The sequence below is a fragment of the Bacillus sp. FMQ74 genome, from assembly GCF_001875785.1.
GTDB lineage: Bacteria > Bacillota > Bacilli > Bacillales > Bacillaceae > Bacillus > Bacillus stercoris.
The window spans coordinates 334,350-345,666 of record NZ_MOEO01000005.1 but is presented as its reverse complement, the minus strand read 5'-3'; the positions used below and the strand labels follow the sequence as shown (position 1 = coordinate 345,666).

Here is an 11,317-nt window from a genome sequence, read left to right as displayed (position 1 = left end):
GAATAAATCCTTTTAAGCAAAGTAGATATAAAAAAGAAAATTTAATTAGTTCTGAGGATCTTAAAATCTGGGATACTCTTCTGAAAGATGAACAATTAAATATACCATTAGAATTTCGAACATTGTATTGGCTTATTCGTTCCTTCCCAAATCGCATTACGGAAGTATTATCTATGAAAAGGGATTGTCTTAAGAGTTAATAGTGAATATGTTATTCAAATTCCCACTTTTAAACAAAGTGGAGGCTATGGTAAGCCTGTAATTAAATCAATCCCTGTAGTATATCAAGGCCACGGAAAATACGTAATTGACCTCATTAAAAAACTTCAAGAACAAACTAACTTAAATCTTTCTAAATATCCAATCGGTCAAAAGCAAAAACACGACTATCTTTTTCTTATTAGAAGATGGAATTTTTATGATGACAACGGATTAAACTTTCGTTTTAATCAAAAATTTACTAATCAACTATATAATTGGACAGGGCCAAAAATAAATGATTTGTTGAAACAAATGGGTTTAATTAAGAACATAAGAAACAAACATAATCAATTAATAATCCCCACCACTCATCATTTCCGGCATAGCGCTGTAACTGAGAGGTTATATACCGTTGGATATACAATTGAACAAGTTCGCCGCCTAACCGGACATAAAAATGAATCCATGACAAAATTCTATACTCATCAGCTGGTTGAAAAGCACAAGAAAATTCATTTAGGAATTTCCCAATTGAGTAAACCCCATCAAAGTGCTGTGGAATTCAAAGGGAAAATTCTAAATTTAGATGAAAGGACAACTCACCAATTATCTAAAGATCCTAGGCGTTATTTAACGTGGGAGGCTAATGGGAAAAAAGGTGTCGGTATTTGCAGTGATATTTCAGGCTGTAATCCTCAAGGTACCTCAGTGCATTTTGAATGTTATGCGTGTGATTGGTTTGTACCAAAAATTGAATATCTATCTGATTATAGGGCCGAATATGCTTACTGGGAGAAATTTATTAATAGAACTTCAGGAGATTCTAGGCGTGCAGCCCATTTTGAAAATGCTGTTCGCAACCTAGTTATCTCGAAAGGATTATTTCCATATGCGAAAATGGGGTTGCTCATTATAAGGAAAAGTTGGTCTTAAATAAAGCTAAAAAGGATTTGGAATCATATAATTGGGAGTGATTTTTCGTATGCCTAATGAGGGAATCTTAATGTTGCAGCAGAGAAAGAGAAACGAAAGTATTGAAAAAGTCAATTGGGCAATTCAGTATTTTCGTGATTTAGAAGGACCAAATTCTCGAATTACTGCAAAAAAACTCTCGGAGTTAACCCAATTAAGCCGCACAGTGCTCTATAAACCACATTTGCGTTCTCTTTGGGATAAAAATTGGCACGGTGAGAATATAAAGATTTCTAAAAAAAATGACCTTACTGAGGAAGATAAACTTGAAAAAAAAATTGCTTGTTTAAAAGCTGAATTACAAAAAAAAGAAACTAAAATTCATCGACTTGAAGAAGCATACAAAAATGAAAAGAATCGTTCCAAGGCACATGCGCAAGACTATGGAGAGTTGAAAGTTCGGCATCAAAGATTATTGCATCATAATCTGATGTTAACTAGAAAATTACACTTGCATGGTCTTGAATATGATGATCAGCTTGATTTATAACATGGTTCAAAGAAGCCGACTATTTTGAGATAGTCGGCTTCTAATAAGAGAGTTCAACTGAAATAATTTGTTGATAGGGTATTGTTATTGCATCTTCATCGTTTATGATTTTTAATTGATGTTGCTTAACTTGTGTCACCCATCCCCAAAAATGTTTTTTCTCATAAGTTGAAGCATACGTGATCGTGATAGCGCGATCCTCGTTTATAGATTGTAAAATGATACGATTGATTTCATCTAATTGGTCGTCACTAAGCTTGCTTTGGCGAAATTCTCTTTCTTTCCGTCTTTTATCTAGTAATAACTCTCGATGTTCAGGTAGCATCATACGGCTTGATTCCCACATGAGGTTATGGCCTGGTGTTAACTTATTGGGATTCATAAATATCACCTCGATTATTTGTAATGTCCTCCTATTTTTTCGGCACGATGGTTCGCTTGGCCGGCCTTTGTTAAAGAAGAGGCATGAAGTAAAGAAGCAGGACCGTACTTTGTGTGAATTTCATCAAATACTTTACTCAAGTTTTCTTTTTTTTGATGAAGTTCAAACAAGTTAAGTTGATAATAGCGATCTGACTGTAATTGAGAAAGGGTAATTCCGATGCTCCGGACAGGTTGGCCATCCCAATGTTGCTGAAATAATTCTACGGCTGCATTAAAAATGTCCATTCCGAAATGGGTAGGAGAATCTAGCTTTTTTTGCCGATGAAATCCTGAGATAAAATTAAAATCAGCTCCACGAATGCTTACAGATACTGTATGTCCAATGTAGTGCTTAAAACGAGCTCTGCGGGCCACCTCTTCACTTAGTTCAAGTAAAATAACCTGAATATCTTCAAAGGTACTGTAGTCATAAGGGAGGGTCATATTATGTCCAATCGCCTTTTGTTGGTCATGTGTGTTTACTGTTACAGGGGAAGGGTCTATTCCATTGGCGGTTCTTTGCAAAAGTTCTCCATTGATTCCCCAACGTTTTTTCAGAAGTGTTATGGGATGAACTGCTAATCCTCCAATTGTGCTGATTCCCATTCTGTTTAAATGTTTTTCCATCCGTTTTCCCACACCAAACAGCTTACCAACAGGTAATGGCCATAAATCTTGCTTTAAATTTGAGAAATTCAGTTCATAGATACCTGATGTATTTTTTTTAGCAAAATGATCACACGCCATTTTGGCCAATACTTTATTTGGACCTATTCCAACACGGGCATAAATGCCTGTTTTACTCCTAATAGAGGATTGTATTTTTTTTGCGATAACTTCAGGAGCACCAAATAGTTTAGTGCTTCCAGTTATATCAAGGAATTGTTCGTCGATTGAAAACGGTTCAACTAAGTCTGTATACTGCTCAAGTAATTCAGTAATCATAACAGAGACATTAATGTATTGTTGCATGTGAGGACGCAAGATAACTGCATTTGGACATTTTATTTGTGCCTCCCAGAGCTGTTCAGCATTTTTTACACCAAATTGTTTAGCTATGGGACAAGCAGCTAGCACAATACCGCTGCGTCTTTCGGGATCCCCTGATACGATAACAGGCTGATTTCTTAGGTGAGGTGCTGTTGATTTTTCTACAGAAGCGTAGAATGACTCCATATCGACAAGAAGAATGTTTCTTTCAGTCATAAAACCACTCCCGAACGTTTGTTCTGTTTATATTTTAACCGAAATGCTACTGAATTTATACTGGTAAATAAAGCGTTCAATGGTTATAAATGATAAGGAGTATACAAATTTTTAAAAAAATGGAAGTTTAGAAAATATGTCGATTATAATGATAAAGGAGCAAAACAAATATGTGATGACAATAAACAGGGAGGAAAGTATGTATATATATCAAGTTCATATTCAAAATTATAGGAGCTTTAATGATTTTAAAATAAGCTTAAATGAAGGATTGTCCATAATAATAGGCGAAAATAATGTTGGAAAATCAAATTTCTTAGAGAGCCTCAATTTAGTTTTTAATAGAAACTATTCATTAGCTAAAAAGACTTTGCAGCAAGAAGATTTTTGGAGTGGCTTAATCATTAAGGATAAATGGCCAGAGGTTAAAATAGAAATAACACTGAGAGGCATTAAGACAGAAGATGAACTAGCTGTGACTAGTAAGTGGTTAACTAGAAATCCAGAAGAAGCAAAGCTCACTTATAAATTTAGGCCTAAATCAAATATTTCTGCTAAACTTCCAAAAAAGTCTAAGTCCATTAGTGAAATTCCAACTTCCATTACACGAGTACGAATGGGTGATTTATGGAGGGGAAATTGAAACAACTGATGCATTTGATTTTAACATGTTAGCTAAGTTTGGGATTGAGTACCCAAGTCCTCAAGTAACTATACAAATTTTATTTGTTAACAGTGAAGGGGAAGAGATTGAAGGCGGACAGGAAATTATCATTGCTGCCGGAAATTTGCCAAATGTCTCATTTAATACATGGAATGAAATATATAGAACAATTAAAATCCCCGCTGAAGCAGTAAACGCAGTAGGGGTAATAAGTAAAACTACTTTTGGATCTGTTCTAATTGATGATGTTTCTTTAATAGAGTCTGCTGGAGCAACTGGGGTAACTGGCGCTACCGGAGAAACAGGAGCAACTGGAGCTACAGGGCCAACTGGTGCAACTGGAGCAACGGGATCAACAGGATCAACAGGCCCAACCGGAGATACCGGTCCAACCTCACAAATTTTCTTTGACCAAACGGCAACACAGCTGCAATTATATCCTCCATTGAATTCAGAAGTAACAATACTCACATTTACAGTTCCTATAACAAGTGGTCAAAGAGTAAAGATTGACTTATCAGCAGATGTTATTGCTAACACTACAGCGAATTATACGATTAGTGGTTCTACTAGACTAAGAAGAAACGGAACATTGCTAACAGAAGTTCCTTTCTATAGATCGGGAACAGGTGCAGGGGCACAAAGCTTTGTAATTTCTACGACTTACGTTGATACTGCAACTAGTACGGGTAACAACGTATATACTGTTAGTGTCATTATTACAGCACAGTCAAATGTAACAACAGTTTACGCAAATACTCGAGCAGCAAATGGCGTGAGGTATGTATAAACACAAAACGCATAAGGACTTAGGTCCTTATGCGTTTTCTAACTGTTAAGGTAAATATTCATCAATAAACCTTTCAAGATAATAAGAATACTGGTCAGAATCAAACTCATTGCCGCATGCATGTAAAACCCATGGCTCTTTCTGATGAGGGATGCCGACTGCATATCCTTTTTTTCTAAACTCAAAGCATTGAGAAGTATCGTATAAATGCCACCCGTCAAAAATCTCTTTTCGCCATGGAACATCATACTGAGTCGCCAGCAATAAACCGTCTAATGCTTGAACTGTTTTCACAGTTTCATCAATTTCATCAAATGATAAATAGCTGTACGTACTGCGGTATTCAATGACTTTTCCGGCTTTTTTAGAAGCCTCCCACCAAATCCCGCTTTGCGGCACTTCTTCACCTCCTATGACGCCTATCATGCCAAGCTGATCATTCTGCTGAAAGACATGGAGAATATCATAAATAAAGGAACGATTGATGATAAATGTGTCCTGATGTAAATACACTTTATATTTTGAGTCAGAGTCCTCCATTGCCGCCTGGTAGCCGGACGCCATACTGTCTGCGTCTCGGATATTGATTAATTCTACCTTCATATGCGGCGGTACAGAAAGAGACTGAATATGTCTTAGACAGAGATCATAAAGGGTATCGTCATTCACACATGTAATGAAGCTAATTGAATTTTCGTTTGTATGCTGATTCATCTTTTCTCTGCCTTTATGACATATTGATAGGCTCTGGCCTCCTCCTCAAGATCTGCATGGTGAATTCCCATGCATGATCTGACATAAGCAAGTTTGCTGATCATTTTTTCATAATAATGAGTCGTAAAAACAATAGGCTCGATTTGGCTGATCTTGTAGCCTGTTTCATGAAACATCTTTTTCATTTCCTCCAAGGTGAAAAAACGGAAGTGTGTTTTATCAAGCAGCCCGGCCTGTATATACGTCCATTTGCCGGACAGCAGACTTTCGAAAATCGAGATATGTCCGATATTCGGGATGCTTGCCAAGATGCTCCCTGTTTCTTTTACGTAAGGCTTGATGTTACCTAAAACTGCCCACGGGTCTATTAAGTGCTCCAGAACATCACCGAAGATAATGTGATCAAATGTGTTTTTTTGAAAAGGCAGCTTCAGTGTTTCAATGTCTCCCGTTATTACTTCGTCAATATAATGTGTTGCTTTTTCGGCAGCTGGTGGATAAGACTCGATCCCATAATAGGAGCAATTCGTTTTTTCCTTCACAGCTGCGCCAAACAAGCCTTCAGCACATCCGACTTCAAGAATGGTTTTCGCATGCGGTTCTATCAGATCAAATAGCTGCCAGTTGATGCCTTTGTAATACTCTTTATCTTTTAGCTCATACTCTTTCATAGAATCAGCAAGTGAATTTTTATTGATTTCCATGATGTTCACCCCCGGAGCCGGTCTGCATCTTAGAATATCTTCAAAATATTTTTTGTTGGCTAGCATTCTTGAATCATGGGGACGGTATTGTAATGCCGATTCATTATGCTGATAGGCAAGCTGATGCTGGCCGAGTTTATCGTAGCAGACGGCTAATTGCAGGTGGGGAAGCCAGGTCGCGCAGGCGCGGTTTTGAAAAGCCAGGTTTTCTGCTCCTTTGTTTTCTATTGCTTTTTCATACCAATAGACCGCACTTTGAAAATCGTTTTTTTCTAAAAAAGAGTATCCCAGCCTGCAGCAGGTTTCTGCTCTAGGCGGTCCATAGACGAGCGTGTGGAGCACCCAGCTTAATTCTTTTTCCTTCAGCCCCAATGAATGATAGCAGTCTGCTAATTTATTGCACGCTCTGATATTATCCTCGACCCATCCCTGCTTCGTTTGTAAAAAACGTAAATAGTACTCAATCGCTTGCTCCATTTTTCCGTGATCACACAACTCGTTCGCATAGTAAAATAAATCTCTTGGAGAAAAATCCTTTCCTGACGAGGCCATTTTTTCATAAATTCGGAGGTTGCGATCTCCGTCATGGCTAAGTGGCAGGTGAGAAACCGCTACATCACTGTGGTGAAGTTTCCCATATACTTCTAGATATTCATGAACCGCGCCGATCCATTTAAAGCTCTTTTCCCGTTTTACGAGCCGGTATCTCCTTAAGCTGGATGTGACGTTATTTTCTTCATCAAAAGCCAAATGGTATTTCATTGAGACCGCGTCTATATCCGGGTCAAGCGTTCTTTTTAAATCCAATAACAGCTCTTGATCCTTCTTGGTAAACACGTCGTCGGCGTCAAGCCATAAGATATAGTCGGATGTCGCCTGCTGAAACGAAAAATTTCGGGCTGCCGCAAAATCGTCAATCCATTTAAAATCAAAGATTCGGTCTGTATAGCGAGCAGCAATGTCTTTCGTCTTGTCAACTGACCCGGTATCCACAATATTGATCTCATCAGCTATCTCCTGCACAGAATCTAAGCATCGGCCAATAACAGCCTCTTCATTTTTTACAATCATGCATAAACTGATTGAAATCACATCGCCACCTCCGTTTTATTCTGTTTTTTCTTTATGGCATGGACAAACATGTAATCAATATGGGCATGTTTTGACAAGTGATCCAAAGACAAACCAAATTGCCCGGCAAGGAATTGAAGTTCTTGTAAAAAGAGCTGTATGTTTGATTCAGTATCGGAGGAATGGGAGGTGATGGATTTTATGTCATAAAGATATTCAGGAAATAGGGTATTTACGTTGCGAGGTGTGATGAAATGTGTGTACGTCGATGCACCACATAATAAAGAGAAAAATGTATCTGCATAGGAAGTATTTGGGATGCTGCAAATCAGCGAGCCAGAAGGCTTTAGATAAACGGCAAGAGTCTCAATTGTATGTCTGGGATTTTTCGAGCAGTTTAAAAGGTCTCCGATCAAAATGACATCGAAAAAGGACTCAGGGTAAGGGAGGTCGCATGTTTCCACATCTGCCGAAATGACTTGTTCGTAATAGGGGCTTGCAATGGTCTGTAATAACTCATCCTCTTCAATTCCATACAATAAACAGGATTGCCGGTTCAAAAGCTCTGTACCCGCAGCTCCCGTGCCGCAACCGATATGTAAGATAGAGTCGGCTTCCGCTGGCACAAGTGCTGTCAGCTGGGGCTGGGAGTCAAAGAATGTTGTTACATCCACCTTCCATTTATCATTGAAGCGTTGCCGGTTTTCTTCATATAATTGACTGATGCTTAAATCTGGATTGCCTGTAAACGTGGCATGACCGTGATGGTGGACAAACGAATCAAGAGCGATTTTTAGCTGATACCCCGCTTGCAGTACGCGGAGGCTTAAATCATCATCCTCAAATGAACCGCCTACAAAACGTTCATCAAAACCGCCGACTTCATCCAACACCTTCTTTTTGACAAGCAGGCAAAATCCGACCAGCCTCAATACAGCTTTTGATCTGCCTCGCTGCTGCAAACAGTAAAGACGAGAAAAATCTTCAATTTCTTCAACGTTTGTGTAGTTAACGGGAACTTGCTGCGGACCGCTGACATAATTGCTTACAGGCCCGACCATGCCGATTTTATCATCCTGATAAAGCAGCTTGATCATTGGCTCCAGCCATTGATTTGTTACAACAGTATCATTGTTTAAAAAAAGAATATTGTCCCCTGAGGCAACTTCAAGACCCTGATTACAGGCTTTTGCGAAGCCTTCGTTCGTTTTATTAAAAATCGCCTTAATTGAAGTTATCTGTTTGAGGTAGTCACGTGTACCGTCATGAGAGCCGTTATCTATAACAATTACTTCTATACAGTCATTATTCGTATGCTTCCATATGCTCTCCAAGCATTGTTTTGTTAAAGCTAATTGATTATAAGTCAGAACAATAATACTCGTTTTCACCATAACCTCCGCCCTTCGCCATATCATTCGGATACTATATGTATATCGTAATGTTGAGACGGAATGATTCCTTCCTGAAAAAAGGTGAATGTGGCTTAGCTAGTAAATCAAAACAGGCATACTCAGGACTGTTTGGATATTATCCCTCATTATTACAAGTTCCGACTCTAAATCTAACTGGGGATGTCAGCAAAAGCTGCGAATCCTGATTCAAGCATATGATTGTTGATGCAATTGGAGAGTACAAATGGATAAGATTCAGCGCAGAAGGATACGGTACACACTCCATGATGATCAATGCTCCAGAAAAAATGAATAGAGAAGTAATAAAGTTTAACTTTACAATAAAAGAATCTAAAGAGGGGTTACAGACAGATCTATTTCAATTGTCATAACTCTCCATGTCTGGTGATGAAGTTAGTGGTTGAAGAATATAATATTAATGCATTGGCAAAGTGATCCCTTACTTATTAATGAAAAGATTTCCTGCATTTTTGAATGATGAAAACATGAACTCTAATATTTTTTTGGATAACTAATTTTTGGATGATTAAATCAGAAACAAGGACAGCGATGCTGAATAAACATATTACATATTCACTTAATTTTATAAATACTAAAGGTACGGCTACACGATAAAACCCTTAAGTGTGAGCTGTTCCTTGTTTAAGGAGGTACGTTTTGTCACAGCCTAATTTGCCAAATATTACTCCACTCGTCACCCTCTCAAGAGATGATGCTATCAATCTTTTGCTTTCATCGATTGCTATGGAAGAGCTGGGAATGGCTCATATCATAAATGCTGAAGGAGAGAAAATACAATACGCTCTCGGGACACTTCCTGGGGTAACGGGCCCGCCTTCAACTATAGCTGATATTTTTAATATGAATGAAAGTGTTCGAAGTACACTCGATAGCCTAATGAAACAAGAACTCCTTCTCGGTTCGAAATTAGACAGTATTGCAAGTATTCCTACATTAGCTGGACCCACTGGACCAACTGGTGCTACCGGACCAGCCGGTGGCCCCACAGGACCAGCTGGCCCTATAGGACCTACAGGAGCAACAGGTGTTGCTGGTCCAACCGGACCAACTGGTGTTACTGGAGCAGGATTGCAAGGCATTGTGGTTTTCAACCCGCTGATTGCTCCAACTTATCCGACTGGGCAGGTTGTACTCTACAACGGAAGCTCATACGTAGTCAACACTTCTCCCCCAACCGGGCTGCCAGATTCCTCTGCAGATTATACATTATTAGCCGCGGCTGGCCCGACAGGACCTACAGGAGCAACAGGTGCAACTGGAGCAGGTCTGCAAGGGATAGTTACATTTGATCCCGCAGCAGCTCCATTTTATACAGTAGGGCAAGTTGTACTGTATGAGGGTTCATCTTACGTGGTCAATACTGACGGGCCAAGTGGGATTCCGGGAACTTCGCCGGATTACACATTATTGGCGGGAGTTGGGCCTACAGGGCCAACGGGAGCAACAGGTGCTGGATTACAGGGGATAGTGCCATTTGATCCATTGGCAGCTCCTAACTACACAGCAGGCCAGCCCGTAACGTTTAATGGCAGCTCCTATGTCGTAACTACTAATAGCCCTAGCGGAATACCTGGCACCTCTCCGGACTTTACCCTATTAGCAGCGGCCGGGGGAACAGGTGTAACCGGGGCAACAGGAGATACCGGCCCAACAGGGATAACTGGAGCGACGGGAGTTACTGGCCCAACAGGGATAACTGGAGCGACAGGAGACACCGGGGCAACAGGGATAACCGGTGCAACAGGAGATACCGGCCCAACAGGTGTAACCGGTGCAACAGGAGATATCGGCCCAACGGGTGTAACCGGAGCAACGGGAGTTACTGGCCCAACAGGAATAACTGGAGCGACAGGAGACACCGGAGCAACAGGGATAACCGGTGCAACAGGAGATACCGGCCCAACAGGTGTAACCGGGGCAACAGGAGATATCGGCCCAACAGGGATAACTGGAGCGACGGGAGTTACTGGCCCAACAGGAATAACTGGAGCGACAGGAGACACCGGAGCAACAGGGATAACCGGTGCAACAGGAGATATCGGCCCAACGGGTGTAACCGGAGCAACGGGAGTTACTGGCCCAACAGGAATAACTGGAGCGACAGGAGACACCGGAGCAACAGGGATAACCGGGGCAACAGGAGATATCGGCCCAACGGGTGTAACCGGAGCAACGGGAGTTACTGGTCCAACAGGGGTAACTGGAGCGACGGGAGCAACAGGTATCACAGGTACCAGCCTTACAGCTACTTCGGGTTTTGCAAGTAATACATCTGGCGGTGTAATTGCTGTTGTTTTAGGCGGCACAACAATACCTCTCCCTAATGATCAGAATCTTTCAGCTGACATTACTGTAAATCCAGCTAATACTGTTTTTACTGTGGCACCAGCGGGGAGATATTATATTTCATATCAAATAAATTTGACAGCTGGACTTCTTGTAAGTTCAAGGATTTTAATAAACGGTTCAGCTTATACAAGTTCAGTCATTACACCTGCAGTTTCCTTATCCAACTTTAACAACTCGTTTATCGTCACTCTTGCGTCAGGAAGTACAATACAGCTTCAGCTATTCGGTTTGTTAGGTGCTGCAACTTTGCTTGGAGGAAGTGCCGGTGCAGCTTTAAGCATTATTCGTTTATCCTGA

9 protein-coding genes and 3 pseudogenes are annotated in these 11,317 nt (G+C 40.3%); 6 read left to right on the top strand and 6 right to left on the bottom strand.

All coding sequences use genetic code 11. The features are described 5' to 3' along the window. The 3 genes and pseudogenes from BLL41_RS23095 to BLL41_RS12755 form a co-directional block, all read left to right on the top strand. Positions 1–200: pseudogene (locus tag BLL41_RS23095) on the top strand (site-specific integrase); the annotation flags it as partial. Then, a complete protein-coding gene (locus BLL41_RS23090; RefSeq protein WP_371261917.1) occupies positions 184–1,134 on the top strand; it encodes a tyrosine-type recombinase/integrase in 951 nt (316 codons plus the stop codon). The pseudogene BLL41_RS23095 and the gene BLL41_RS23090, both read left to right, overlap by 17 nt. Positions 1,135–1,183: 49 nt before the next feature. Then, positions 1,184–1,663, top strand: a complete 480-nt coding sequence (locus BLL41_RS12755; RefSeq protein WP_071578107.1) for a DUF6262 family protein — start codon at positions 1,184–1,186, stop codon at positions 1,661–1,663. A gap of 40 nt (positions 1,664–1,703) precedes the next feature. Here BLL41_RS12755 and BLL41_RS12750 read toward each other — a convergent pair whose 3' ends face one another. After that, complete coding sequence (locus BLL41_RS12750) at positions 1,704–2,045, bottom strand: YolD-like family protein (protein WP_071578106.1); 342 nt, start codon at positions 2,043–2,045, stop codon at positions 1,704–1,706. 14 nt (positions 2,046–2,059) lie between these two features. Beyond that, the gene (locus BLL41_RS12745; RefSeq protein ID WP_071578105.1) at positions 2,060–3,292 is read right to left on the bottom strand and encodes a DNA polymerase IV; all 1,233 of its coding nucleotides are present in this window, start codon (positions 3,290–3,292) and stop codon (positions 2,060–2,062) included. 199 nt (positions 3,293–3,491) lie between these two features. Between BLL41_RS12745 and BLL41_RS23315 the strand changes: the two genes are divergently transcribed. After that, positions 3,492–3,935, top strand: a complete 444-nt coding sequence (locus BLL41_RS23315) for an ATP-dependent nuclease (RefSeq protein ID WP_141770203.1) — start codon at positions 3,492–3,494, stop codon at positions 3,933–3,935. After that, positions 3,913–4,746 carry a hypothetical protein gene (locus BLL41_RS23310; protein WP_371261915.1) on the top strand — a complete coding sequence of 278 codons (834 nt, stop codon included), beginning with the start codon at positions 3,913–3,915 and terminating at the stop codon, positions 4,744–4,746. The genes BLL41_RS23315 and BLL41_RS23310 overlap by 23 nt, the downstream gene beginning before the upstream one ends. Before the next feature lie 45 nt (positions 4,747–4,791). Here BLL41_RS23310 and BLL41_RS12730 read toward each other — a convergent pair whose 3' ends face one another. The 4 genes and pseudogenes from BLL41_RS12730 to BLL41_RS12715 all read right to left on the bottom strand — a co-directional run bounded on the left by BLL41_RS12730 (position 4,792) and on the right by BLL41_RS12715 (position 8,629). Beyond that, a complete protein-coding gene (locus tag BLL41_RS12730) occupies positions 4,792–5,460 on the bottom strand; it encodes a glycosyltransferase family protein (protein ID WP_071578102.1) in 669 nt (222 codons plus the stop codon). Next, positions 5,457–6,056, bottom strand: a pseudogene (locus BLL41_RS12725) (class I SAM-dependent methyltransferase); the annotation flags it as partial. The pseudogene BLL41_RS12725 and the gene BLL41_RS12730, both read right to left, overlap by 4 nt. A 94-nt stretch (positions 6,057–6,150) precedes the next feature. Then, a pseudogene (locus BLL41_RS12720) lies at positions 6,151–7,256 on the bottom strand (tetratricopeptide repeat-containing glycosyltransferase family 2 protein). Further along, complete coding sequence (locus BLL41_RS12715; protein ID WP_071578100.1) at positions 7,253–8,629, bottom strand: glycosyltransferase; 1,377 nt, start codon at positions 8,627–8,629, stop codon at positions 7,253–7,255. The pseudogene BLL41_RS12720 and the gene BLL41_RS12715 overlap by 4 nt, the downstream one beginning before the upstream one ends. A 678-nt stretch (positions 8,630–9,307) precedes the next feature. On the opposite strand from BLL41_RS12715, the gene BLL41_RS23240 reads away from it, so the two are divergent. Further along, complete coding sequence (locus BLL41_RS23240) at positions 9,308–11,317, top strand: BclA C-terminal domain-containing protein (RefSeq protein ID WP_071578099.1); 2,010 nt, start codon at positions 9,308–9,310, stop codon at positions 11,315–11,317.

Coding starts and splice junctions, on each gene's coding strand:
- BLL41_RS12755 (WP_071578107.1), top strand. CDS start 1,184: ATGCCTAATGAGGGAATCTTAATGTTGCAGCAGAGAAAGAGAAACGAA.
- BLL41_RS12750 (WP_071578106.1), bottom strand. CDS start 2,045: ATGAATCCCAATAAGTTAACACCAGGCCATAACCTCATGTGGGAATCA.
- BLL41_RS12730 (WP_071578102.1), bottom strand. CDS start 5,460: ATGAATCAGCATACAAACGAAAATTCAATTAGCTTCATTACATGTGTG.
- BLL41_RS12715 (WP_071578100.1), bottom strand. CDS start 8,629: ATGGTGAAAACGAGTATTATTGTTCTGACTTATAATCAATTAGCTTTA.
- BLL41_RS23315 (WP_141770203.1), top strand. CDS start 3,492: ATGTATATATATCAAGTTCATATTCAAAATTATAGGAGCTTTAATGAT.
- BLL41_RS12745 (WP_071578105.1), bottom strand. CDS start 3,292: ATGACTGAAAGAAACATTCTTCTTGTCGATATGGAGTCATTCTACGCT.